Below are 23578 nucleotides of genomic sequence, written 5' to 3'. Positions count from 1 at the left end.
CCATCCATGTCCATGCGAGAGCACTCACATCAATTGTACGAATATCATGTTTGGGCGAACGAGCGGCTGTTCGCCCACCTGGAGCAGCTTCCGAAGGAAGTGTTCGATGCGGAAGTGACAAGCGTGTTCCCGTCCGTATCGCAAACGCTCGGACACATGTACTTGTTTGAACAGCTTTATATGTCCGTACTCGCGGAAGTTCCAAACGAGGAGATTTTTCCGAAGATCCCGGACTGGACGAAGGAAGCGCAGGGCAAAACCGTGGAAGAGATGCGGCGGCTGTTCGCCGAAGTCGCCGAACAGTTCCGCGATTTGCTGCGGCGTACGCCCGACCCGGACAAGGCGATGACGATCGAGCATCCAAAGTACGGCCGTCTTGATACGCATTTCTCCGACATCCTGCGGCATGTGGTCAACCACGGGACGTATCACCGGGGCAATGTGACCGCGATGCTGAGACAGCAAGGGTATGCCGGCGTCCCGACCGACTACATGTTTTATTTGCTGGAACGGCAGGCGGAAGAATAGAAGCCGCTCGCAGAGAAAGGGATTTTTAAACTTCTAACCGCTGCTAAAAATGGCACCCCAAATGGGTGCCATTTGATTTAGCTTCATGCTCATACGGTGAACCGTGTTGCAAGTAGCGGAATGGTGTAGTTATTCAATAAACTTTTTCGTAGCTTGATACAGTTTTTCTGTGTATACGTCTATTTCGTCTCGGGACATGCGCAAGCGGGCCACAGAAGAACCATACCCGATCTCCGTTTTACCCTCCGCCAAATCGTTGAAAATTCCATCCGCAAAGGCATCTAACGGTTCCCCTTGCGTATGCAGTCCTGCTCCTCCCAAATCCGTATTCACCGCTGGCGGGGCAATCTCAATAACTTCCACAGACGTATCGGAGAGCTGGTGTCTTAAGCTTATGGAGAAGGAATGAAGCGCCGCTTTGCTTGCTGAATAAATGGGGGCAATCGCGAACGGTGTAAAAGCCAGCCCGGATGTGACGTTAATGATCGCCGCCGTTTCTTTTGCCGCAAAAAAAGACGCGAACAGCATGGACAGATGGAAAGGAGCCTCGATATTCGTTGTGATTTCCTTCCTGAAATCATTCCAATGGTCTCTCGCATCCGCCTTTAGCACATTATAGCGCAACTGAATGCCGGCATTATTCACCAATACGTTCACTTCCGGATAGTTTGCGGTTACCCAATCAAACAACGCTAAACGTTCCGATTCCATATCCAAATCACATACACGGGTGATCAGACCGGGAACTTTTTCTTCCGCGTCTTGAAGTGCACTTTCACGCCGGCCGCAAACAATGACTGTATTCCCGGCTTTCATAAATCGCTCAGCAAATGCCAACCCTATTCCGGTGCTTCCGCCTGTAATCAGTATTGTATTTCCTGAAAGCTTCATGAACGTTCCTCCTCGATCTTTTTTATATAGCGTTCAATCTTTTCATCAATTCCCGGTAAGTACTGGGTCAGCAATGCAATCTCATCCAGCACTCTTTGCTTATGCTTCTTCATCATGTCAAGCCGGCGTTCGAGGGTAGTGTCTCCTTCTACGATCCATGCCATATACTCTCTAATGCTGTTTATTGGCATATGCGTGTTTTTTAAGCAAATGACGGCTTCAAGGAGCGCCATTTGATGTTCTGAAAATAAGCGCCGGCCCGCTTCATCACGCTCGATTAGCGGCAGCAGTCCCCTTTTTTCATAATACCGCAAGGTTGATTCCGGAATATTGAATTTGGTTGAAGCTTCGCCGATGGAATAATATTTCATTTGGAGGCCTCCGATTTCTTGCATTTCATTGTCGACATGAAAATGATACGACTTAAACCATAGTTTAAGTCAATAGTGGGTTTAAAGAAATGTTGCTCTCCAAAATCGATAAAATGCAAGAACCCTCCGCGTCTGGAGGGTTCATTTTTAAGATTATAGAATTTATAACTCAACTTTCGGTGCGACCAGGGCGAAAACCAACTTAAAAGCGGATAGAGTATGGCTTTGACAGGCTGGAATGCGGGGCTTGAAAAAAGGAAGGGGGAAATCCCATGAAATGCAAAAGTGCATGCGATATTCGTCGAAACGCCTCGAAACGGGGGGTTCAACTGCAAATATGCAGTTCATTTCCGATCATAAGCTACTTTTTTATCCAATCACCGCAAATGAGATGTATTTTTGCACTTCAACCGCTCAAACGCAGAAATTTACCGAAATTCAAATGTACTTTTGCATTTGATCCCATCAAACCGTCCTACTTCCCATAAAATAACGAACAACTGCTGAAACTGATTCATGAAGTCGCTCCCAAAGTCAGGAAGCTTTTCGCTCTGATTCAGCGTCTACTCTACCGGTAGATAGACGTTTTTCTTATGAGTACCGATCATCTTATCTGCTTCATGAACAACATCAAAAACGCGGTCAAGGCGCAGGGGTTTAACAAGACGCTGAAGGTCCCGATTTTGTACTTTGCGCCAGCTTAGCAATCAACTCAATGTCTTGATCGGTTAATCGATCAAGGAAATGTTTGCGTATTGACTTTGCGACTATAGGCCGGGCATCATCGAGCGCTGACTGTCCGGCGGAAGTGATGATGACTTGAACACCGCGATTCGTATCTAATGATTTCCTCATCACAAGTCCGCGTTTTTCCATCCGCGTCAGATGGTGTGACAATCGGCTCTTATCCCAGTTCATCGAGTCGGCCAATTCCTGTTGGCGAAGGCTGCCGTTCCCCAGAAGGGCTAACCGGTCCAATACCCCGTAATCACCCTCCGATAGTCCTGTGTGCTCGGACATCTCTTTGACAACGCGGCCGAAGATGCTCTGAAAGGTGCCTTTCCACATATGCCATATTCGCATTTCCTCTTCATTCAGCTCGTTTTTATCCATAAGAACATAATATCATGGTTGACACATCAACCACAACATGATACAGTAAGTCCGGGTTGACGTATCAACCAATATTAATAATGCAAAGCACGCTTGACCGCTTCCTCCATAAACGGTTTAGCCAATCTCCCGTAAAGAAAGGAACATTTATTATGGATATTAAAGTTAGTGCACCCGCTCCAGTCGTCTCGGTGAAACCGGTAGTGCTATCCGCTCCGGGCCGCGGTGAGAATTTGCAAGTGCAAGTGTCTGCGCCTGCGATTGGAAGCGAATTGCCTATTATTGTTTTCTCGCACGGTTATGGCTGGTCGTTGGACGGCTACAGCCCGTTGGCCGACTTCTGGGCTGCTCACGGCTTCGTGGTCGTTCAGCCCACCCATCTCGACTCGAGGACGCTGAACCTTCCTCCTGACGATCCGCGTACACCGCTGATCTGGCGGTTCCGGGTGGAGGACATGAAACGCATCCTCGACCAGTTTGATCTCATTGAAGCTTCCGTTCCCGGTCTCAGCGGGCGCCTTGACCGAAGCCGCATCGCTGTTGCCGGACACTCCTGGGGCGGCCAGACGGCGAGCATGTTGCTCGGCGCGCGAGTCCTCGACGCCCGCGGCGAACCGGGAGAGGACATGTCCGACTCACGGATCAAGGCAGGCGTATTGCTTGCCACAACCGGCAAGGGTGGAGCTGATTTGACTCCGTTCGCGGCCGAGCACTTTCCCTTCATGAGTCCGAGCTTCGCGAATATGAGCACGCCAGCCCTTGTGGTTGCAGGGGACCATGACCAGTCCCATCTGTCCACTCGGGGGCCGGATTGGTTCACTGACCCGTATTTCCTAAGCCCGGGCAGTAAGAGCTTGCTTACCCTCTTCGGGGCCGAACACTCGCTTGGCGGAATTCCCGGATACAACGTTACGGAAACAACGGATGAGAACCCCGAACGAGTCGCCCTAATCCAGCGGCTGACGCGGGCTTACCTCCTCACCGCGCTCGATCTCGACGATTCCAGCTGGCCGGCAGCCCGCGCGGCTCTGGAAGCGAGCGCCCACCCGCTGGGGCGCATCGAGTCCAAATAAGGGACTAGGGGAGTATCGAACTACAGTCGCGGGCAGGAATGGTATCAGATTATAATTGACATCATCGTTTTGCTGATATAACATTATCTCTAATATTTGAAATACGTTGAGAAGGAATAGTACGGTTTTCCGAGCGAACAGAGAGCTGTTGGGCGGTGTGAAACAGCCGCGGGGGAAATCGGAACTCGCCTTGGAGTTGCCCGCTGAACCCCAAAGACGGTTTTTGCACAACCTCTTTAAGTAGGCGGAGCCGGAGCCTGACCGTTATCATCAGGAGGATGCCAGGTTTGTCCGTTTTGGCAAACCCGTATCCGTAGAGGGCATGCCAAAGGGTGGCGTGAATTCGGAGTGGTACCGCGTAAGATGTCAAAGTCTTTCGTCTCTGTTAATGGAGATGGAAGGCTTTTTTTCGCATCCGATCTTTGTTAGATAAGTACGGAAAATTGATGAAGGGAAGGATCGCCATGAAAAATGTTGAAAAATACGCCAGAGGATATTTTATGCCGCCGGAGACGAGCTTGAATTGGACCAAGAAGGAATACATTACAGAGGCGCCGATTTGGTGCAGCGTCGATCTTCGCGACGGGAATCAGGCCTTAATCGTTCCGATGAATTTGGAGGAAAAGCTGGAGTACTTCAAAATGCTTGTGAAGATCGGGTTCAAGGAGATCGAGGTTGGATTTCCCGCAGCGTCCGAAACGGAGTTTACCTTCCTGCGCACATTGATCGAGCAGAATTTGATCCCGGACGACGTTACGATCCAAGTGTTGACCCAGTCGAGAGAGCACATCATCCGCAAAACGTTCGAATCGCTGAAAGGCGCGAAAAAAGCCGTAGTCCATTTGTACAACTCGACCTCCGTGGCGCAGCGGGAACAGGTATTCCGCAAATCCAAACAAGAAATTATCGACATCGCTTTAAGCGGCGCCAAGCTGCTCAAGCAGTGCGCGGAGGAAACGGAGGGGAATTTTCAGTTCCAGTATTCGCCGGAAAGCTTTACGGGTACAGAGATTGATTTTGCCCTGGACATCTGCAACAGCGTGCTGGGTGTATGGCGGCCGACTGCGGAGAACCCGGTCATCATCAACCTGCCGGCAACGGTGTCCATGTCGATGCCTCACGTTTACGCCAGCCAGATCGAGTATATGAGCAATCACCTGAACTTCCGGGAGCATGTGATTTTGTCGGTGCATCCTCATAACGACAGGGGAACGGGGGTAGCGGACGCGGAGCTGGGGATGCTGGCCGGCGCCCAGCGCGTCGAAGGCACTTTGTTCGGCAACGGGGAAAGAACGGGAAACGTAGACATTGTGACGCTGGCTCTCAACATGTATTCCCACGGGGTGGACCCGAGGCTGAATTTTGAGAACATCCCTGCCATCGCCTCCGTTTATGAACGGCTGACCAAAATGAAAGTCAGCGAAAGACATCCTTACGGAGGCGAGCTGGTATTCACCGCTTTCTCCGGCTCGCATCAGGATGCGATTGCCAAAGGCATGAAATGGCGCGAGGAACAAGAACCCCGGCATTGGTCGGTCCCTTATCTGCTGATTGATCCCAAGGACATCGGCAGGGAGTACGAAGGCGATATTATCCGCATCAACAGCCAGTCCGGCAAAGGCGGGATCGGATACGTGCTGCAGTTGAAGTACGGACTCGATCTTCCGGCAAAAATGCGCGAAAACTTCGGATATTTCGTTAAAAACGTATCGGATCAGCAGCAAAAAGAACTGCTGCCCGAGGAAATCTACGATATTTTCTTGAAGGAATATGTGAACATTAAAACGCCTGTCGAGTTTATCAAATACCGTATTACGGACAATGAAGATTTTCAAACCATCGTCACGATCCGGACCGGCGATGAAGTCAAGGAAATCGAAGGCACCGGAAACGGCAGACTCGATGCGATCAGCAATGCGCTGCAAGCCTATCTGGGGTTGGCATACAGCGATCTGGTCTATACGGAGCACGCTCTGGAAACCGGCTCTAAATCGCAAGCCGTCTCTTATATCGGCATCACGGCATCCGACGGCAGCGTATATTGGGGTTGCGGCGTTGACGTTGATATTATGACCTCCTCCGTGAAAGCCCTGTTTAGCGCCGTGAACCGGTTTAGCCGCAATACCGCAAACTGGGGGAATATATGATTCAATAACTAAGGAGCTGCTTGGCAGCTCCTTTTATGTTTTTGTCTTCTTATTTTAATGTCAGATTGGTTATAAAGGACCTGTTATCCCCTGTTGGCCCGGCATTTACGAACATGGATGGACGGAAAAGATCGAGAGGTGTTTCAGGAGGAAGTAGCGATGTTATTCTCATCGTAAAAAAATGAACTCTATCGGGGGGGTATTTCGTATAACATCTCGTATACCCATTGCTGTACAAGTCAATATTATTTACGTGCGGCATTGTCGGGTTGATACAACTTACTTTACAAAGGGAGATGGAGCAAATGTGGTTGGAGTATGCCTGGGCACTACTCATTCTTATCGGTTTGGAAGGATTGTTATCGGCCGACAATGCGCTCGTTCTTGCGGTTATCGCGAAACATTTGCCGGACGAACAGAAGAAACGAGCGATTAACTATGGAATCATGATGGCCTTTGTCTTTCGTTTTGCCGCGTTATTTGCGATTTCCTTTATTGCTAACGTCTGGCAGGTGCAGGCGATTGGTGCGGCGTATCTCCTATACTTGGGCTTGAAGCACATCATCCAAGCGCGGTTCGGCAAGAAGAATGAGGATGTGCACAAGGACACGAAACAAGAGTCGGCAGGGAAAAGTTTTTGGCCTACAGTAGGAAAAATTGCGCTGGCAGACCTTGCCTTTGCGATCGATTCCATCCTGGCTGCGGTGGCGCTTGCGCTAGGGCTGCCGGACTCGCCGCTTGGCGAATTCGGGGGGATGGACGCAGGCCAGTTTATGGTCGTATTGCTCGGCGGAATTGCGGGCCTGATCTTAATTAAATTTGCGGCGACTTGGTTTGTAAAACTTTTAGCCCAACGTCCGGCGCTTGAGACGACGGCTTATGCGATCGTTGCATGGGTTGGAGTAAAGCTCGCCGTCATCACCCTTGCCCATGAGGATATTGGGGTTTTGGATCCTCATTTTCCCCATAGCACGGTCTGGACGATTGTCTTCTACGCTGTCCTGGTGGCGATCGCCCTAATCGGGTGGTTTGCACCCAGCAACAAACCATCCAAGGCGGGTAATGCCTAACGGACATTCGCCGTAGGATTTTAAGTCCTACGGCTTTTCTCATGTCTTAAACCCTACCCACAAAGTTGAAATATACATCACATAAATACACGGGCTTATTTCGTCCAGCTCTCAATCACTTTCACGCTGTCGCCGTCCTCCGCGAAGTGCAGGAACTGCATCACGTCACCGGCAGTCTTTTCGCCGGTCGTTGCGTCCTGATTGGTGATTCTGTAATGAATGGCCGCCCAATCTCCGCTGATTAGCATATTATCGAAGCTAATACGCTTTACATCGGTCGATTCAGCAGCGTTCTTTACGGAAGCCTTGTATTCCTCAAGGGTCATGGTTTCATCATTCGTATGGTACTGCAGGTTGCTGTCATAAAAGGTATCTGCCCCTACCGACCAAGCATCAAAGCCCTGATTCCAATTTTCAAAATCGTTCAATATGGCATTTTGAATCTTCTTAGCCATATCGTTTTCGATCGGCGTGGGATAGGTAACAGGATACTTGGCTTCAAGATCCGTTGTATCAGGGATCTTCGCATTGACGATGGCATCCAATGCAGCCTGCTGTGCCGCTTTCGCCTGGTCGGTCTGGAAACTTGTCAAACCGTCAAAATCTGCGCCCTTTGTTCCGGCCCAGCCTTCCACAACCCGAGTGCCCAGTTCATCTCCATAGTCCTTGAAGTGGACAAACTCCATCACGCTTCCGTCCGAAGTTTTTTTGGTCTGTCTGTTGGTCGTTGAAATGTCGTATCGAATCGCAGCCCAGTCACCGGAGATGATCATATTATTGAAGTTGCCCATCTGAATATCGCTGGACTGCAGCGTCGCATTCATGGAATCCTGATATTCCTTCAAGGTGAGCTTCACACCGTGTACGTTATAAAGGGAATCCTCAGTATACAGAATATCGCCCCAGGTTTCCCAGGCATCATAGCCTCTGTTCCAGTTTTCAAACCCGTTCAGCAGTCTATTCTGAATGTTCTTCCCCATTTCCGTGTCGATGGGGGTGGGATTGATGATTGGGAAAACAGCCGCAAGTTCTTCCGTGTTATCGTAGGAATCAGAAATACTGACTACGGGTTCAACCGAGCTGGAATTTGCTGTATCTTCAGCATGGCCTGAATCCGTAGTGGCTCCACACCCCGCAGCAATCATCCCGATGGCCAAGGCTGTCATGCTCGCCATCAACATCTTTTTCATATTCTTTTTCATGTTCTCAATCTCCTTCTGTGTTATCGTTGTTAGGATTACTGTGTGTATGAGCATATCTTAATGGGCGAAGGTTGAGCGAAAGTAAAAAGAAGTCATAATTCATATGAAAGCAAAAAAGAAGCGCAAACCGCACCGGAGTCCGATTTGCGCTTTTTATTGTATTTCATACGTTAGACGGGTAACGTGATAATAAAGGTGCTACCTTCTTGAGGTTTACTTTCCACGCAAATTTCACCGCCACACAGGGAAATGATGCGGAAAACAATGGAAAGGCCGATGCCGTTGCCCCGTACAGCGGAGGTCGTGTCGTGCTGATAATATTTCTCAAAGATATGCGCGGCGGTTTCTTCGTCCATGCCCACACCGCTGTCGGAAAATTTAAGCGTAAGCTGATCTGAGGTGCATTTGGCGGAAATTTTGATTTCTCCGTGTTCAGGGGTGAATTTGATGGCGTTGCTAAGCAGATTGATCCATACCTGTTCCATCAGTTCCGCATTGCCCACATAAGATATATCGTCAACATCCAGCTCCAGCTCAATCTTCTTCTGTTCGATTTTCGGAAGCAGCAGGATTGCACACCGTTTTATTTGCTCGGATAAATCGTATGCTTCTTTTTCGGTGATGATTTCACAGGCTTCGACCTTGGAAAGCAGAAGCGTGTTCTGCGATAGTGTGGACAAACGAAGGGATTCATCGGCAATGACCCGAAGATACTGAATCCGTTCCGGGCTCTCAATGCCGTCTCCTGTGTCAATAAGGTATTGGGCAAACCCGGAGATTGAAGTAATCGGCGTTTTGAATTCATGGGAAAACTCGTTGACAAAGTTTTGCATCTCTGCCTTCGTGTTTTTCAGTTCTGCCGTCATGCGATTAAATCCATCATAGATGGGTGCATATTCTTCCGCCTTTCTGCTGTCTAACCGCACCTCCAGATTGCCGTCGGATACTTCTTTTATTCCAATCAACAGATCACCCATTTTCCGGCGGACGGATCGTAGCGTAAAAAGTGTTCCCAAACCGACAACAATAATCATAAGCGGAATGATAGCCAGCATGGAAAGAGCGTTCTCCCTGTTCATGCCCAGCCAGTATGTAGCGATAAGCCCATAGGCCATCACTGCGCCGATAACTACGATTGCGTCTGCAATGAAAACCCACCGGAATTGAACCAGCTTAAAGATCGCGTCTTGATTATATCGTTTCATGGCCGCCTCCCATCTTATGGATGACCGCTTTATATCCAAGTCCCCGAATGGATATCAGGTCGAATTCTTTGCACATCGAAAACTTGTTGCGCAGACGGCTGATGTAGGTTTTGATGGTATCGTACTCTGTCTCGGAGTCGTAACCCCAAATCTCGTCCATCAACTGCTGCTTGGTGAATACGACATTGGGATAGGAGAGAAACTTGTACAGCAGGTCAAATTCCTTGTTTGTCAGCGGAATTGTTTCTTCGTTATATTGGGCGGAAAAGGTGTTCTGCTCCATGGAGAAGCCGCCGATCACAATGCGCTTTTCGTTGGCAATCTGTGCTCGCCGCAGCAGTGCCTCAATACGCCAAATCAGTTCCTCATAGTCGATGGGCTTTGTCATGTAATCATCCACGCCCGAGGCAAATCCCTCCTTTTTGTGGGAAAAGGCGTTCATGGCCGTCAGCATGATGACAGGCGTCATATCGTCGCTATCCCGCAGGGTGCGCACCAGTTCATAACCGTTCATGTTCGGCATTTGAATATCCACCACGAGCAGATCCATATGTTCGCGATCGAGAACTTCCAACGCTTCTTGGCCATCAGCAGCTTCTTTGATTTTATATAGTGGGCTGAGTTTCGCTTTCGTCAAAAGACGCAACATCTGGTCATCTTCAACGATAAGAATGGTGACCATACATTCCCTCCTTTCAGAGTTATTTTAAAGTATATCTGCGAAGGGTTGAACGGAAGTAAATAGAGTAAATCATCAATGAGTGTGATGATTTGTGAGCTATGGTTTTAAACGTTTGAGGTATATTTGTCCGCATTTTATTATACCGTATTTTGCACTATCTAAACTGATAAGGCCCTCGTATGATTTGTGTTCGGGATAACCCTTCGCTCGGTTAAATGAATAAAGTTATCCGTTACGTTTACCGTTACAGACAGCCCGGGGAAACACTGCCGTAATCAAACCTGGGCGAATGGGAATTATCTCGTTGACAAAATTTTTCACTGCGAGTAATATTGAAAAATATTTAAATGGGTTGTTACAATAAAAATTAAATAGTTGGCAAGCTATGATTGCTATGGATCGTACTATAGCAGGAGCAGCTTCTGGAGAGACCGCGGGATTCCGCGGCGCCGAAGGGTTCACAATCTCAGGCAAAAGGACAGAAGAGTACTGAATATCTATTTGTTATTTCGAAAATAGTTAATAACAAGTCTATTTAGTTATTCTTATGACCGGGAGATTGGAGCGCATCCAGTCTCTTTTTTTATTGGATTTAATCCATTGTTCAACTTTTCACGTTAAGGAGGAGTTTGGTTTGGCACAACAAGAATTAAAGAGGGATTTAGAAAATCGGCATGTTCAACTGATTGCCATTGGCGGCACCATTGGTACCGGATTGTTTCTCGGATCGGGCAAAGCCATTCAACTGGCGGGTCCGTCCATTATCTTTGCTTATTTCATCGTGGGGATCGCCGTGTTTTTTGTGATGAGGGCGCTGGGAGAACTCCTGTTGTCCAAAGCCGGATATCAATCTTTTACGGACATTGCCGAAGACTATCTTGGACCGCGGGCCGCGTTTATAACCGGATGGACCTATTGGTTTTGCTGGATCATGACGGCTATGGCCGATGTGATCGCGGTTGGGGTGTATGTACAATATTGGTTTGATATCCCGCAATGGGTGCCTGAAATTATCTGCTTAGTTGTTTTATTAGGACTTAATCTGTTAACCGTAAAAAATTTTGGCGAATTGGAGTTTTGGTTTGCCTTAATTAAGGTAGTGACGATTCTCGCATTAATTGCCATTGGGGTCGTCTTGCTGGTGATTGGATTCAAAACGGATACGGGAATGGTTACGGTCAAAAATATTTGGGGACATGGCGGCATATTTCCAAACGGAGTTCCCGGGTTCTTGCTTTCCTTCCAAATGGTTGTGTTTGCCTTTGTTGGTGTGGAGTTGGTGGGGGTATCGGCCGCGGAAACATCCAACCCGGAAAAAAATATCCCCTCGGCGATTAATAAAATTCCGCTTAGAATTTTATTCTTCTACGTCGGCGCGATTATTGCCCTATTGTGCATCAATCCCTGGACGGAGCTAAGCCCGTCAGAAAGCCCTTTTGTTAAAACGTTTAGTTTGGTCGGGATTCCGATTGCCGCGGGAATTATTAACTTTGTCGTATTAACTTCAGCCGCTTCCGCTTGTAATAGCGGGATGTTTTCAACCAGCCGAATTTTATACAATTTGAGTAAGAATAACCAGGCTTCATCCCATTTTGCCAAGCTGAATAAAAACCATGTGCCCAGAAACGGGTTATTGATCTCCACGCTTGTCCTATCCGGGGGAGCTCTTTTGAGCAAGCTTATTCCGGAGCAAGCGTTTGGCGTCGTCACCACCATTAGCGCCATTTGTTTTATTTGGGTCTGGGGTGTGGTTCTTGTTTGTCACATCAAGTATAAAAAGACGCAGCCAGAGTTGCAGGCAAAATCGAAATTTAAAGCTCCGTTTACCCCCTTTGTTAATTATGCAGTTCTGACGTTGTTTGCTATAATTCTTATAATTATGCTGGTTGCCAAAGAAACACGCATGGCCTTATTATTGACGCCGCTGTGGTTTATTCTGCTGTTTGCTTTGTATTATTCGAATCGAAGAAAAGCGGGTAAATAATCTTAAACAGTGTCATTCCAGAATCATTAATCATTGGGGAGAACAACATGAAGACGATCACGGTGCAAAGTCTTGCGAATATGTTTCATATGGAAGTGCTTGCCGGGGCGGGCCGTATGGACCGTGTGATTACCCGTCCGCGGGCGCACAGACCCGGGCTGGAGTTTGTGGGGTATTTTGATTTTTTCCCCATGGAGCGGGTGCAAGTGCTTGGCCGTAAGGAAGTTAACTATCTACTGACATTATCTATTGAGGAACGCAAGCTGCATATCGGCAACATCGTCAAATATCATCCGCCCTGCTTTATTGTGACGTCAGGACAGCAGGAGATCCCGTATCTGACCTTGTTCTGCGATCAGGAGGGGATTCCGCTGCTAAGGACGGAGGAGACGACAACGGAGTTTATCGCCAAGCTGGACAGCTATTTGGTCAAAGCGCTTGCGCCGGAGATATCGATCCATGGGGTATGCGTGAATGTATCGGGCATTGGCGTCTTGCTCCGCGGCAAATCCGGGATCGGCAAAAGCGAAACCGCCCACACGCTCATCAGAAGGGGCCACCGGTTCGTTGCGGACGATATTGTGGTGCTGAAGAAGCTGGGGCCAACGACTTTGCTCGGAACGCATAACGAAACCACGCGCGAATTCCTTGCGCTGCGCAGCATCGGCCTGATTAATGTCGTACGCCAATACGGGCGTAGGGCTTTTCAGGACGAGACGCGGATTGTACTCGACATTGAATTGGCTTCATGGCGGGAGAATGCTCTGAACAATGAGCTGGAACGGGAACCTCAATTCACGGAATATCTCGGCGTCAAGATTCCGCATATCGAGGTCCAGCTCCAGCCGGGACGAGATGTGGCCGGTCTGATTGAGGCGGCGGCCAACAATTGGTATCTCAAGCAGCTCGGCTATAGTGCCGCCGAAGAGTTCATGCAGCGGATCGAAAACAAAATGCAGTAAGTGCGGTTGGATTACAAATAGATACTTCTTGTGCTCAGTATCGTCCCCATAAAATAGAGAAACTTTAGGGTCCTATTTTCCGAATTTGAGCCTATTCATCACGATAGGGGAACTATTGGGTCTTATTTTTCGATGAACACGTCGAAAGGCGGCCTTTCGCTACTAAATCGTGGGAATAGCGCCATAAAATTCCTTTATTATACGCAACATGGGGGATATCGGCTGAAATAACGCCTTTTTTTTTCCTTTATGTTGTCACCCGAGATCGGCCGTCTCTATTCATTACCATGATACCGCCCTTTGGGCACTACCAACGGAGAGCCCGAAATGGGATCTTGTATCACCGTGCAATCGAGCCCAAAAATGTCTTTTACCAATGTGGTTGTAATCACCTGAGACGGCTCGCCCTCCGCCACAAGCTTTCCTTGCTGAAGCGCAAAAATATGGTCCGCATAACGCGCGGATAAGTTGATATCGTGAAGAACCATGACAATCGTAGTTCCGTGTTTACGGTTAAGGTCCGTGAGCAGGTCAAGAATTTCGACTTGATAGGTGATATCCAAAAAGGTTGTCGGTTCATCGAGAAATAAAATGTCGGTTTGTTGCGCCAGAGCCATGGCAATCCAGACGCGCTGCCGTTGACCGCCGGAAAGCTCGTCAATATTGTGATTGGCAAACTCCGTTATATCCATAATTCGCATCGCTTCGGCAACGGCTTCATAATCTTTTTTAGTCCATCCGCCGAACAACGATTGGTGCGGAAACCTTCCCCGTCCAACCAAATCCGCTACCGAAATGCCTTCCGGAACAATAGGGGATTGCGGCAGCAGTCCAACCACGCGCGCCAGCTGTCTTGGCGGCATTTTGCCGATGGGCTTTCCGTCAATCGAGATTTTGCCGGATTTAGGCTTTATCAGCCTTGCCAGTGTTTTCAGCAGCGTGGACTTTCCGCAGCCGTTGGCTCCAATAATAACGCTTATTTTATGACTGGGGATAACAAGGTCTACACCTTGGATAATCGTTTTATGATCATAGCCGGCCACGAGCTGTTCGGCTTGAAATAGATGCGTTGGTTTCATTATAACTCGCCCTTTCGATTCATTCGGATGAGCAGGAAGATCAGATACGGCGCTCCGAGTATTCCGGTCATGATGCCCACAGGGAATCTGTACTCGAAAGCAAATTGTCCGATTAAATCTGCCGCCAACACTAAATTTACGCCAACAAGACCAGCCGGGATTATGTTCGAGAAGCCGGCTCCGGCCAGTCTTTTCGCGATCGGCCCCGAAAGGAAGGAGACAAAAGCGATTGGCCCGGTGGTAGCGGTAGCCAGAGCAATCATGCACACAGAACTCAAAATAAGCGCTATTCTTGTCTTGTCCGTGTTCACTCCAAGCGAAGTGGCCGATTGTTCTCCAAGTTCCAATAGACTTAGATGTTTTCCCAGCACGATAGCAATAGGCGTAAAGATCAATACCGTTAGGACAAGAGGCGGAAGTTCGTGCATTTGCGAGCCATTCAGACTGCCGCTGAGCCATCTGATCGCTGCGGGAATATCTTGTTGAGCGCCAACCAGCAGCAGGTAGGAAATCAGGGCGTCAAGCATGGCCTGTATGCCGATTCCGACGAGGATCAACCGCCCGACCGAAAATGTCTTCCCCCTGGACAGTACATAAATAATGATAACCGTAACAAGACCGGCAATCACCGAAGCAACGGAAACAACCGCCCGGTTTGAATGAAGTAGGGTGATGCAAAAAACAGCCGCCGCGCTTGAGCCGGAGGTAATCCCGATGACATTCGGGTTCGCAAGGGGGTTGCGCAGCATAGTCTGGAAGATGTATCCGGCAACACCAAAAGCAAATCCGGCGAAAAGACCTGCCAGCATTCTCGGTAGACGTATCGAATTCACCGCAAAAGACACGCCTTTGAGCTGCTCTCCCGAAAGCGCCCGGATGACATCTTGAACCGGATAAATGGTGTTTCCCAGTAACAGCATAGCGCAGCAAAGCAAGCATGCAAGTACTGCAAGGAAGCCGGTGATCAGTATCCACCGGCGGCGTCTTTGACGCCGGCCCGCCATGATAAATTCAACAGAATGATTTTTCATAATGAACGCACTTTCGATCTCATCGCTAATATGATTAGGATTGGAGCTCCTATAAACGCTGTAACCACACCGACTTCAAGTTCTCCCGGGCTGCCGATGAGCCTGCCGCACACATCCGCTATTGTCAAAATGATGGCTCCCGCAATAGCTGACATGGGGATTACCAAACGCAGATCGGGCCCAAGCATGAGACGGATGACGTGCGTGGCCAAAAGCCCGATAAAACCAATCGGGCCTGCGAGGGCCGTAGTCGCCCCGCATAGAACAACACCTGCAAAAGCCGCGACAAACCGCAGTAATCCTGTGCGAACGCCGAGTCCGGTCGCGGCATCATCCCCCAATGCCAGCGCATTTAGCGCCGGTGCAGTCATTACGGCGATCAGTATGCCAACGATCAGAAACGGGGTGAATGTGGCTATAGCGCTCCAGGTTGCCGAGCCGACGCTGCCCACTTGCCAGAACCGGAATTGATCCATGACATAGGAGCGTGGAATCATGATGGCGGTGACCAGAGAAGAAAGCGCGGCGCTTGTGGCGGCTCCGGCCAAAACAAGCTTAATGGGCGTGGCGCCGCCACGCCCCATAGAGCCGATTCCAAATACGAACACCGCAGTAATCGCGGCTCCGGCTAAAGCTAGCCATATATATTCATTTGCGGTGCTTATATTCAAAAATGCAATTCCGCAAACCACAAACAAGGACGCGCCTGTGTTCACTCCCAGTATACTCGGGTCCGCAATCGGGTTGCGCGTGACCGATTGCATAAGCGCTCCAGAGACTCCAAGCGCCGCACCGCAAAATAAACTGAACACGGTTCGGGCAATTCTTTTGCGAACCACGTTAGCCCCGAAGGATTGGACATCTTGATGAAATAAACCTTCTATCAGTTCAGGAAACCTTACCATCCGAGACCCTAAGACCAGAGATGCAATTACGCACACGCCGAGCAAGACTGCACAAATCACCAGAACTGTCGGAAAATGCTTCGGCATATGTAAGCTTGGTTGTTTGTCTTTTGACACCGAAGAACTATTCATTGATCTTGTCAATAGCTCCTCCTATTAATGCTAGATATTCATCAATGGTATAAGCTATCGAAAGCGGGTTAGGAGTTCCGGCAGCTACTAAAGGTGTATCGCTGTCGATAAAGGCGACAGAACCTCTTTGGATCGCAGGAATTTTACCAAGTAGTGAATCGGCTTGGAGCGTCTTCAGCAATTCGTCATTCCCATATCCGACGATGAGATCGGCATCGTAAAGGGCCTCGACATTCTCAGCGCTTAAATTCAAGGAGTAGCTGTTAGGGTCCGTAATCTGTTTCGTAACACTTTCAGGATAAACCATTCCCAGCTCATACAAGAAAGCAACGCGAGAGTCTACAGGCGTATAAATATGCAATTGCGACAAATCTTCAGCCGAGAAGTTAACCCAAACCACTTTTTTGCCTTTCATTTGCGGATATTGGCTTAGTTTTTCGTTTACCATGTCCTCGGTGTCCTTGATGAGTTGTTCCCCTTCCGCTTTCATGCCCATGCCTTCTGCATTCAGCAGGACTTGCTCTCGCCATGTGGTGGACCAAGGAGCGGTCGGATAGGCCACAACCGGAGCGATTTGGCTAAGAAGATCGTAGTCCTCCTGAGTTATCCCGGAGTAAGCGGCAAGAATGACATCCGGGTCCGCATCGGAAATCGCCTCAAAATCAAGGCCGTCCGTATCCTGAAAAACGTTAGGATCGCTTACGCCAAGTTCTTTGAGTTTTTCCGCTGTCCAAGGCAAAAGCCCGCTGCCATCCTGAACGCCGAAGTTCGCCGCCGAGAAGCCTACGGGAACAACTCCGAGAGCGAGAGCAACATCATGATTCGCCCATTGAACGGTAACTACCCGTTCAGGCTTGCTTTCAATGACAGTTTCACCGAAAGCGTGTTTGATCACGATCGGATATGCGGAATTCGTATCTGGCGAAGCGGGCGCTTCAGTTTTAGACGTTTCGGCCGAAGTTGGTGCGGATGTTGAACTTGATTGCTGGGCTGAGCAACCAACTAGCGAGAATAAAAGCACAATCGAAACAAGTAATGTTCCTAATGAGGCATTTCGTTTTGCATTCATTGGCAGACCCTTTCGTATCAAGAACTGTATTTTTAAATAGTGCTTTTAATTGATAATGATTATCAAAGTCAATATACAGTCCCCTTGCCGGGTTGTCAATGAAAAATTTGTAAGAGCGTTTTTCAAATTAAACCTGAGTTTATGTCCAGCAAAATTCTTCCGCGTCCATGTCTTGCCTCGCTTTTCTCCAGTGCTTTGTCAGCTTGGTTTAGCGGGAATATGGAATCGATCTCTGCTTTAATCGTACCATCGGCAATCGACGACCAGATCCACTTCTTTGACGACGTCTTCGAAAGCCGCCCGGGTATAATCGATGACTTGGTCAGCACCCAAAGACTTAACGAAGTCCAGGTTAGGGGTTGATGCCGTAGCGATCACGGTTGCTCCCTTCCACTTGGCCAGCTGAACGGCGAATTGTCCAACACCGCCTGCCGCCGCATGAATTAGCACGGTTTGGCCAGGCTGGAGTTCGCCTTCGGTGAACAGCGCTTTCCAGGCCGTTTCAACTCTGCCTTAATCGTTGCCGCATCTTCAAAGGTAAGATTACCTGGCATCTTGACTAATTCTTGGGCTTTCGCAATGCCATATTCTGCATAGGCCCCTTTGACACTACCAAAAATGCGATCACCTGGCTTGAACTCCGTTACACCTTGCCCCACCTCCTCGACAACTCCGGAAGCATAGAATCCCGGGATGTAGGGGAACATTACGGGAAAAACTTCTTGAACGAATTTTATAGTCAAGTGGAATGACTGCAGCATACACGATGCGAACGAGCACTTCATCCGTTTGCGGCTGAGGGCATTCAACTTTTTCTATTTTTATCTCTCTTTCTTTATTTATGTGGTCGTCAACATAAAATATAATAGGTCTTTTTCCCAAATAAATATTTTGGTTGAACCTTACGCAACGTTATCTTTTATACTTAAGCTACCGGTAAACAAGTTAGCGCTAACGAAGGGGTTCCTATGAAACGACATTGGAAGGTCGGGGATCTTGCCAAACTGGCGGGACTCACCGTGCGAACTTTGCGATATTACGATCAAATCGGCTTGTTCTCACCATCCGGCCAGACGGAGTCCGGTCACAGGCTGTACAATGAATCCGATCTGTCGCGCCTGCAGCAGATTTTATCACTTAAGGAATTGGGCTTGTCTCTGGAGGAGGTCAGGTCCGTCTTAAACGGCGGGCAGATCAGCCCGCTGGAAATCGTCAACCTGCAAATGGCGCGAATCAAGGAACAAATCAAACAGCAGCAAACGCTCCTTGACCAGCTTCAGCATGTATCCAAAGCGATGCAGGGGAAGGCGCCCTTAGCGGTTGAAGACTTCACGGAACTCTTGCGAGCGATGAAAAAGAGCCATGAGAAGCTGGTCGTCGAGCGCCGGGCAAGCTGGGAGCGCCGTCTGGATTTACTGGGCGATTTTCTTGCCGAAACAGAGGAACAATCGAAATCTAAGGAGGACTGACCGTGACCGAACGATTTGTCAAACACGCCACCTTCGTCGTGGAGCGGACTTATGCCGCACCGCCTGCGAGGGTCTACCGGGCCTGGGCCGATCCGGCCGCCAAAGCAAAGTGGTTTTCAAAAGCCGATATTTTCGAATTCCGCGTCGGAGGACGCGAATACAGCAGCGGAGGTCCGCCGGAGGGGCCCGTCTTTACCTTTGATGCTTGCTACCAGGAGATTGTACCGGAACAGCGCATCGTCTATAGCTACACTTTGGATTCGGGCGACGATCGAATCTCCGTTTCGCTCACCACGGTCGAGCTTATCCCGATCGAAGGCGGCACGAAGCTGGTCTTCACCGAGCAAGGAGCCTTTTTCGATGGACACGATACGCCGGAAGTACGTGAGCAGGGCACAAATGAGATGCTTGATACCCTTGGCAACACGCTCGAACAGGAGGTATAACCATGGCCGCTATCATTGGTGATAATGAAATTATCTCCTCGCGCGAATTCCATTTGCCGCGTGAGCGGGTTTTTGAAGCGTGGACGAACCCCGATCAATTGGCACGTTGGTGGGGACCGAACGGTTTCACCAATACGTTCCATGAATTCGATTTACGCCCGGGCGGAGCGTGGCGTTATGTCATGCACGGGCCGGATGGCGTGGACTATCCCAACATTTGCGTTTTTGAGGAAATCGTGGCTTTGGAACGAATCGTACTCAGACATTTGTCCGGCCATGAATTTCTGGTAACGGCTACTTTCGAGGAGCTTGACGGCGGAACAAAGGTCGTTTTTCGCCAGCTATTTATGAAAACGGAGGAGTTCGAAGAAGCCAAGAGCTACTGCGCCGAGGGCAATGAACAAAACTTGGACCGGCTGGAAGCTTTGTTGGAGCAAATCAAGGGGCGTCCTTCGGAATAAAGGCATTTGTTGTCTTCAAAATAGAGGCACTTTATGTGCTTATTATCCGAATCCAGGTCAGTTCATCCCCATTAGCGGCATTTTTTGTGCTTATATTCCTATGAAAGGCCCAGAACGTGGGCACTTCCTTGCGACGAGGGGGAATAGCGGCATAAATTGCCGCTATTTCTCTCAAATGGACGGAAACCGCCGGATTAACGACATATTTTGTCCTTATGTGTTGCGCTGGAGTTTCTTTCTGCCGCGGGGAAACCGGCAATTAAAGCAAGTTTTCGTCTGGGATGGGCATAATGGTGTCATTGCGTGCTAAGGGAAAGAAGAAAGGAGCCGCATGACACGGAAATGGATCATCCCTTTGTAATTCTGCCTGAAGAACAAGCGCCAGCAGGTATTCAGCATTGTGTATGCTGCGAACTGTCCAAGCAGCGGAATCGCGTTGTCTGGGGGGAAGGAAATCCGCAAGCCCCGCTGATGATGATCCTGGATAATCCGGGAGCCCGGGAGGACCGGGAAGGAAATCCGTTTTTGTGCGGTACCCGGGAGACCCTCCAACTCGGCATGAGGGAAGCGGGGATCGATATGAGTTCGGTTTATGTCACTTATTTGCTGAAATGCCGGCCGCTGCGCGCTTACAATAAGCCCGAGGCCAGAGCGGCATGTTTGCCTCATCTGCAGTTGCAGCTGCTTCAGAAGCAGCCGTTGGTATTGTTCGGTTTTGGCAATGCCGTGGCGGAAGCTCTATTCCCGCAAAAGGAGAACGCCAGTGTCAAGGAATTGCGGGGGAGCTGGCACGATTTTCAAGGCTTGCCTATCGGCTTTACCTATCACCCGCTTGCCGTAAGAAGAAGGCCCAATTTGCTAAAGTTCTTCATAGGGGACTTGAAAGCTTTGAAAGAGAAGTGGAAGGAAAGATCAACCTCATCATAGCAACAGGAAAAACGAGAGGGAAGTCATCTATCTTCCCTCTCGCCTTGTTTGAGGCAACATTCTATTTTTTCCAGTTCAACAGGTTACCCGGTTTACTCCGGAGTTCCTTGCGTTACCCCATGGACATAAGTTTGCCAAGGGGTATCCAGCGCTCCTTGCCCGGGGTTATAGGTAAAGAAGTACTCGACGGTATCCCCCTGTTTGAGATTATTGACCGCATAGGTATAGTTGCCGTTCCCCGCCCCGGTCATGGCCACGTTCAGCTGTACGCCGTTATTGACCTTGTAGTGCAAGTCGGCGAAGGTTGCGCCGTTTACATAGAACAATAAGTCATCGCCTGTTTTCTTCAGGCCCTTCACCTCATCGCCGATGACGATCGTGGAAGGGGGCGCCGGTTCTTCAGGATTCTGCTGGCCGCCGCCGTTGTCTTTGTAAACACGCACATAATCTACTTGCAACGTTGCAGGGATATCGCCGGGATTCGGAGTTACACCGCCGTCAAAGTTCCCGCCGATCGCCAGATTCATAATCAGGTAGAAAGGCTGGTCGAAAGGGGCGTTCGGATTGTTCGGCGCAGCTGTGGAATACCATTGATCCCTGTTAGCTTTAAAGAAGAACTTGCCATCCACATACCATTTAATGTTGTCTTCTTCCCAGACTACGGAATATACGTGAAAGTCATTGGCGATGGTTTGCCCTTCCGGGAAATGATATTCGCCGGAGACATGGGTATTCGCCGGCCATTGTCCGCCAAAGTGGATAGCGCCGCTGGACGTGCCGGGCAACCGTCCTCTCGCTTCCATCACATCAATTTCGCCGGATGCGGCCCACGAACCGTAGACATTATCTTGCGGAAGCATCCAGAAGGCCGGCCAGATGCCATTTCCTGTAGGCAGCTTGGCGCGAAAATCCACTCTGCCGTATTTGAGCGAAAAATGATCTTTGGTATTGATTTTCCCGGAGGAGTATTGTGCATACCGGCTTGGATCCTGCGGGAAGGATTTGGGCTCGTTTAAGGCCCGGATGTTTAACTTTCCGTCCTGGATAAATACATTTTGCGTACTGTTTGTATAGTGCTGCAGTTCCGCATTGCCCCAACCCCAGGTACCGGGATCGTCATTGAGATAGTAACCCAGTTCATAGTTCCATTTGCCCGTGTCCAGCCCGGTTCCGTTAAATTCATCCTGCCAGATCAGCTCCATGCCCTCAATGGCCGGGTTGCTTGGCGTTCCGACAGGAATATCCTCGCCATCGGTTACATCCGGACGGGGAGCGTTCGGGTTTCCGATAAAGGTGTAGTAGACGAAATTATCACCGACATTTCCGCCCGCCTGCCCGTTTAATGGATAGCCGATGCGGATCTGCAGATCTTCCTGGATGGGCTGGAACCATAGCCCGTAGATGTGGTCGACCCAATACCCCCACTGATTGGCGGCGGACATGTTATTGTAGCCGTTGGCGGAGTATGCAAATCCGCTCTGGCCGGAATCGCCCAAATTTACCCATTGCCCACCGATGTTGATCTGGTATACGAAATTTCCAAGCTCATCGGCTACTGGCGCGCTTCCGTCAATCTTAGGCAGCGGCAACCCTATCGCACCGCTCTCATTGGCCGTGAAGGTCGTTCCATCATAGGGAGCAATGACATATGAGTTTCTTACGGGTTCATTAAAGATGATGGTATAAACAACGTTAACCAAAGAGGTTTTCGATTCCAGTTTGACGTTGATCGACTCCGTGACGTTAAACCAGTAGCCGCCGCCTCCATCGGTGAAATGGCCGAAGTTTTTATCATAGATCCAGCCGCTGGCCGCATTATTGTCAATATCGATCCATTCGCTGCTGTTGACGGGTTTAACGTACACTTTCAAATCATCGGCCACAGCTGCAAAGGGGATCGCCGGATCATTGTTGAAAACCGGATAGGTAAAGCCGGCGCCGCCCGTAGTATCCGCCGTAATTTGCGGCCCTTGTGTAGGCGTCATCGCCGTAATGGTGGTTTTGTTGATGTTTTGAAACACAAGAGTGTAATCCAGCGTAACCCCATTCGCTTTGGAGTACAGTTGAATTTCGGTTGTCGCGGAAAGCGTGAACCAATAACCGTTAAAGCCGCTGTCGCTCCAGTGGCCCCAGTTTTGGTTGTAGACAAAGCTGCCGGCACTGTCAATATCGACCCAACTGCCGCCCACCTTCACATTGACGCCCAAGTCTTGGACCACATCATTCCAGGTGGCGGAGCCTCCATTGAATTTAGGCATCACAAATCCGTAACTGGCTTGTCCAACCCCTGATTTTGTGATGACAGGTCCGTCCGACGCTGAAAAATAATCCATAGAGGTGATAGTGGTCGTTCCCGCTCCTTCAGCGGCCCGAACCGGCGAAGTTGATAGCAGGCCGACGCTGGCCATCATAACTAGCGCCAGGAACAAACTGAAAACTTTTTGCTTCATAAATACCCTCCCTTAATTAATAGTGGATTCTCCTATCCCATGCACGGTTAGGAAAATACTAACATTATAGTACATTTTTATTCTATCGAATGTGATCACCGGATGAATAGGTGCTATTTTTTTGGTGGGGTCCTATTTTTTCGGGTGAGTTCGAGTGAGTTCGGGGGAAGAATGATAGTTCGACAAAATTCCAAATTTTCTCTTGATGGTATTCCATATATTTGATATGATAGATTCACAAAAGTTGATCACGATAACGGCAAACTTGTCGAAAGACAAGGACGCAAAGCTACAGGGCCTTCTTGACGGACGTCAATGGCAGCCAGCTACCGAACGAAGATGCTTTTTTGTTTTTTTGGAGAAGATGTATCAGTATCTGTG

24 protein-coding genes, 2 riboswitches and 1 other annotated feature are annotated in these 23578 nt (G+C 49.2%); of the genes, 10 read left to right on the top strand and 14 right to left on the bottom strand.

What is annotated here, in order from left to right; genetic code table 11:
• The first annotated feature begins 6 nt into the window (after positions 1 to 6).
• Positions 7 to 528, top strand: coding sequence for a DinB family protein (locus tag NYE69_RS02165; protein WP_240534073.1), 522 nt, complete (start codon positions 7 to 9; stop codon positions 526 to 528).
• Positions 529 to 657: 129 nt separating this feature from the next.
• Here the strand turns inward: NYE69_RS02165 and NYE69_RS02160 are convergent, their stop codons facing one another.
• The 3 genes from NYE69_RS02160 to NYE69_RS02150 all read right to left on the bottom strand — a co-directional run bounded on the left by NYE69_RS02160 (position 658) and on the right by NYE69_RS02150 (position 2903).
• Entirely contained in the window at positions 658 to 1419 is a 762-nt protein-coding gene (locus NYE69_RS02160; protein WP_036618419.1) for an SDR family oxidoreductase, read from the bottom strand.
• Entirely contained in the window at positions 1416 to 1790 is a 375-nt protein-coding gene (locus tag NYE69_RS02155; protein WP_036618420.1) for a MerR family transcriptional regulator, read from the bottom strand. Before NYE69_RS02155 ends, NYE69_RS02160 begins: the two co-directional genes overlap by 4 nt.
• Positions 1791 to 2447: 657 nt before the next feature.
• The gene (locus NYE69_RS02150; RefSeq protein WP_340923411.1) at positions 2448 to 2903 is read right to left on the bottom strand and encodes a MarR family winged helix-turn-helix transcriptional regulator; all 456 of its coding nucleotides are present in this window, start codon (positions 2901 to 2903) and stop codon (positions 2448 to 2450) included.
• 152 nt (positions 2904 to 3055) lie between these two features.
• On the opposite strand from NYE69_RS02150, the gene NYE69_RS02145 reads away from it, so the two are divergent.
• The 3 genes from NYE69_RS02145 to NYE69_RS02135 all read left to right on the top strand — a co-directional run bounded on the left by NYE69_RS02145 (position 3056) and on the right by NYE69_RS02135 (position 7193).
• Entirely contained in the window at positions 3056 to 3976 is a 921-nt protein-coding gene (locus NYE69_RS02145; RefSeq protein WP_036618424.1) for an alpha/beta hydrolase family protein, read from the top strand.
• Positions 3977 to 4073: 97 nt separating this feature from the next.
• Positions 4074 to 4363: a binding site (T-box leader), on the top strand.
• Positions 4364 to 4440: 77 nt separating this feature from the next.
• Entirely contained in the window at positions 4441 to 6123 is a 1683-nt protein-coding gene (leuA, locus tag NYE69_RS02140) for a 2-isopropylmalate synthase (protein WP_328269956.1), read from the top strand.
• Positions 6124 to 6419: 296 nt separating this feature from the next.
• Positions 6420 to 7193 (top strand): TerC family protein, encoded by a 774-nt coding sequence (locus tag NYE69_RS02135; protein WP_340923404.1) that lies wholly within the window; start codon positions 6420 to 6422, stop codon positions 7191 to 7193.
• A gap of 95 nt (positions 7194 to 7288) precedes the next feature.
• On the opposite strand, the gene NYE69_RS02130 is transcribed toward NYE69_RS02135, so the two are convergent.
• The 3 genes from NYE69_RS02130 to NYE69_RS02120 form a co-directional block, all read right to left on the bottom strand.
• Positions 7289 to 8395 carry a nuclear transport factor 2 family protein gene (locus tag NYE69_RS02130; protein ID WP_340923401.1) on the bottom strand — a complete coding sequence of 369 codons (1107 nt, stop codon included), beginning with the start codon at positions 8393 to 8395 and terminating at the stop codon, positions 7289 to 7291.
• A gap of 170 nt (positions 8396 to 8565) precedes the next feature.
• Positions 8566 to 9600 (bottom strand): HAMP domain-containing sensor histidine kinase, encoded by a 1035-nt coding sequence (locus NYE69_RS02125; protein ID WP_340923399.1) that lies wholly within the window; start codon positions 9598 to 9600, stop codon positions 8566 to 8568.
• Positions 9587 to 10282, bottom strand: coding sequence for a response regulator transcription factor (locus tag NYE69_RS02120; RefSeq protein WP_340923395.1), 696 nt, complete (start codon positions 10280 to 10282; stop codon positions 9587 to 9589). Before NYE69_RS02120 ends, NYE69_RS02125 begins: the two co-directional genes overlap by 14 nt.
• A gap of 412 nt (positions 10283 to 10694) precedes the next feature.
• Positions 10695 to 10774: riboswitch (glycine riboswitch) on the top strand.
• Between the two features lie 142 nt (positions 10775 to 10916).
• Here NYE69_RS02120 and NYE69_RS02115 point away from each other — a divergent pair.
• On the top strand, positions 10917 to 12266 hold the full coding sequence (locus tag NYE69_RS02115; protein ID WP_340923392.1) for an amino acid permease: 1350 nt from the start codon (positions 10917 to 10919) through the stop codon (positions 12264 to 12266).
• Between the two features lie 47 nt (positions 12267 to 12313).
• On the top strand, positions 12314 to 13228 hold the full coding sequence (hprK, locus tag NYE69_RS02110; RefSeq protein WP_328269953.1) for an HPr(Ser) kinase/phosphatase: 915 nt from the start codon (positions 12314 to 12316) through the stop codon (positions 13226 to 13228).
• Positions 13229 to 13503: 275 nt separating this feature from the next.
• Here hprK and NYE69_RS02105 read toward each other — a convergent pair whose 3' ends face one another.
• From NYE69_RS02105 to NYE69_RS02080, 7 genes are all read right to left on the bottom strand, one after another.
• Positions 13504 to 14307, bottom strand: a complete 804-nt coding sequence (locus NYE69_RS02105) for an ABC transporter ATP-binding protein (protein ID WP_340923386.1) — start codon at positions 14305 to 14307, stop codon at positions 13504 to 13506.
• Positions 14307 to 15338 (bottom strand): FecCD family ABC transporter permease, encoded by a 1032-nt coding sequence (locus NYE69_RS02100; RefSeq protein WP_340923383.1) that lies wholly within the window; start codon positions 15336 to 15338, stop codon positions 14307 to 14309. Before NYE69_RS02100 ends, NYE69_RS02105 begins: the two co-directional genes overlap by 1 nt.
• Positions 15335 to 16375: a FecCD family ABC transporter permease gene (locus NYE69_RS02095; protein ID WP_340930246.1), complete on the bottom strand. Its 1041-nt coding sequence runs from the start codon at positions 16373 to 16375 to the stop codon at positions 15335 to 15337. Before NYE69_RS02095 ends, NYE69_RS02100 begins: the two co-directional genes overlap by 4 nt.
• Complete coding sequence (locus tag NYE69_RS02090; protein ID WP_340923379.1) at positions 16368 to 17444, bottom strand: iron-siderophore ABC transporter substrate-binding protein; 1077 nt, start codon at positions 17442 to 17444, stop codon at positions 16368 to 16370. The genes NYE69_RS02095 and NYE69_RS02090 overlap by 8 nt, the downstream gene beginning before the upstream one ends.
• Positions 17445 to 17566: 122 nt before the next feature.
• On the bottom strand, positions 17567 to 17773 hold the full coding sequence (locus tag NYE69_RS33595; protein ID WP_445744743.1) for a zinc-binding dehydrogenase: 207 nt from the start codon (positions 17771 to 17773) through the stop codon (positions 17567 to 17569).
• Entirely contained in the window at positions 17682 to 17894 is a 213-nt protein-coding gene (locus NYE69_RS02085) for a zinc-binding dehydrogenase (RefSeq protein WP_340923376.1), read from the bottom strand. The genes NYE69_RS33595 and NYE69_RS02085 overlap by 92 nt, the downstream gene beginning before the upstream one ends.
• Positions 17888 to 18151: an alcohol dehydrogenase catalytic domain-containing protein gene (locus tag NYE69_RS02080; RefSeq protein ID WP_340923373.1), complete on the bottom strand. Its 264-nt coding sequence runs from the start codon at positions 18149 to 18151 to the stop codon at positions 17888 to 17890. The genes NYE69_RS02085 and NYE69_RS02080 overlap by 7 nt, the downstream gene beginning before the upstream one ends.
• 261 nt (positions 18152 to 18412) lie before the next feature.
• Here NYE69_RS02080 and NYE69_RS02075 point away from each other — a divergent pair, with 261 nt between their 5' ends.
• From NYE69_RS02075 to NYE69_RS02060, 4 genes are all read left to right on the top strand, one after another.
• Positions 18413 to 18913, top strand: coding sequence for a MerR family transcriptional regulator (locus NYE69_RS02075; protein WP_036618451.1), 501 nt, complete (start codon positions 18413 to 18415; stop codon positions 18911 to 18913).
• Positions 18914 to 18915: 2 nt separating this feature from the next.
• On the top strand, positions 18916 to 19359 hold the full coding sequence (locus NYE69_RS02070) for an SRPBCC family protein (RefSeq protein ID WP_340923370.1): 444 nt from the start codon (positions 18916 to 18918) through the stop codon (positions 19357 to 19359).
• Positions 19360 to 19361: 2 nt separating this feature from the next.
• Positions 19362 to 19820, top strand: coding sequence for an SRPBCC family protein (locus NYE69_RS02065; RefSeq protein ID WP_340923367.1), 459 nt, complete (start codon positions 19362 to 19364; stop codon positions 19818 to 19820).
• Between the two features lie 342 nt (positions 19821 to 20162).
• Positions 20163 to 20747, top strand: a complete 585-nt coding sequence (locus NYE69_RS02060; protein WP_340923365.1) for a uracil-DNA glycosylase — start codon at positions 20163 to 20165, stop codon at positions 20745 to 20747.
• Positions 20748 to 20839: 92 nt separating this feature from the next.
• Here the strand turns inward: NYE69_RS02060 and NYE69_RS02055 are convergent, their stop codons facing one another.
• The gene (locus NYE69_RS02055; RefSeq protein ID WP_340923362.1) at positions 20840 to 23197 is read right to left on the bottom strand and encodes a glycoside hydrolase family 16 protein; all 2358 of its coding nucleotides are present in this window, start codon (positions 23195 to 23197) and stop codon (positions 20840 to 20842) included.
• 248 nt (positions 23198 to 23445) lie between these two features.
• Positions 23446 to 23531, top strand: a riboswitch (cyclic di-GMP riboswitch).
• The last annotated feature ends 47 nt before the right edge of the window (positions 23532 to 23578 follow it).

The sequence above is a fragment of the Paenibacillus sp. FSL R5-0527 genome, from assembly GCF_038008055.1.
Classification (GTDB): domain Bacteria; phylum Bacillota; class Bacilli; order Paenibacillales; family Paenibacillaceae; genus Fontibacillus; species Fontibacillus macerans.
The sequence above is the reverse complement of the archived record's forward strand: the minus strand, read 5'-3'. Positions and strand labels throughout refer to the sequence as shown.

Bases quoted from the DNA above. Each gene is read 5' to 3' on its own strand.
- NYE69_RS02165 (WP_240534073.1), top strand. From the start codon at position 7: ATGTCCATGCGAGAGCACTCACATCAATTGTACGAATATCATGTTTGG.
- NYE69_RS02160 (WP_036618419.1), bottom strand. From the start codon at position 1,419: ATGAAGCTTTCAGGAAATACAATACTGATTACAGGCGGAAGCACCGGA.
- NYE69_RS02155 (WP_036618420.1), bottom strand. From the start codon at position 1,790: ATGAAATATTATTCCATCGGCGAAGCTTCAACCAAATTCAATATTCCG.
- NYE69_RS02150 (WP_340923411.1), bottom strand. From the start codon at position 2,903: ATGGATAAAAACGAGCTGAATGAAGAGGAAATGCGAATATGGCATATG.
- NYE69_RS02145 (WP_036618424.1), top strand. From the start codon at position 3,056: ATGGATATTAAAGTTAGTGCACCCGCTCCAGTCGTCTCGGTGAAACCG.
- leuA (WP_328269956.1), top strand. From the start codon at position 4,441: ATGAAAAATGTTGAAAAATACGCCAGAGGATATTTTATGCCGCCGGAG.
- NYE69_RS02135 (WP_340923404.1), top strand. From the start codon at position 6,420: ATGGAGCAAATGTGGTTGGAGTATGCCTGGGCACTACTCATTCTTATC.
- NYE69_RS02130 (WP_340923401.1), bottom strand. From the start codon at position 8,395: ATGAAAAAGAATATGAAAAAGATGTTGATGGCGAGCATGACAGCCTTG.
- NYE69_RS02125 (WP_340923399.1), bottom strand. From the start codon at position 9,600: ATGAAACGATATAATCAAGACGCGATCTTTAAGCTGGTTCAATTCCGG.
- NYE69_RS02120 (WP_340923395.1), bottom strand. From the start codon at position 10,282: ATGGTCACCATTCTTATCGTTGAAGATGACCAGATGTTGCGTCTTTTG.
- hprK (WP_328269953.1), top strand. From the start codon at position 12,314: ATGAAGACGATCACGGTGCAAAGTCTTGCGAATATGTTTCATATGGAA.
- NYE69_RS02105 (WP_340923386.1), bottom strand. From the start codon at position 14,307: ATGAAACCAACGCATCTATTTCAAGCCGAACAGCTCGTGGCCGGCTAT.
- NYE69_RS02100 (WP_340923383.1), bottom strand. From the start codon at position 15,338: ATGAAAAATCATTCTGTTGAATTTATCATGGCGGGCCGGCGTCAAAGA.
- NYE69_RS02095 (WP_340930246.1), bottom strand. From the start codon at position 16,375: ATGAATAGTTCTTCGGTGTCAAAAGACAAACAACCAAGCTTACATATG.
- NYE69_RS02090 (WP_340923379.1), bottom strand. From the start codon at position 17,444: ATGAATGCAAAACGAAATGCCTCATTAGGAACATTACTTGTTTCGATT.
- NYE69_RS02080 (WP_340923373.1), bottom strand. From the start codon at position 18,151: ATGTTCCCCTACATCCCGGGATTCTATGCTTCCGGAGTTGTCGAGGAG.
- NYE69_RS02075 (WP_036618451.1), top strand. From the start codon at position 18,413: ATGAAACGACATTGGAAGGTCGGGGATCTTGCCAAACTGGCGGGACTC.
- NYE69_RS02065 (WP_340923367.1), top strand. From the start codon at position 19,362: ATGGCCGCTATCATTGGTGATAATGAAATTATCTCCTCGCGCGAATTC.
- NYE69_RS02060 (WP_340923365.1), top strand. From the start codon at position 20,163: ATGGATCATCCCTTTGTAATTCTGCCTGAAGAACAAGCGCCAGCAGGT.
- NYE69_RS02055 (WP_340923362.1), bottom strand. From the start codon at position 23,197: ATGAAGCAAAAAGTTTTCAGTTTGTTCCTGGCGCTAGTTATGATGGCC.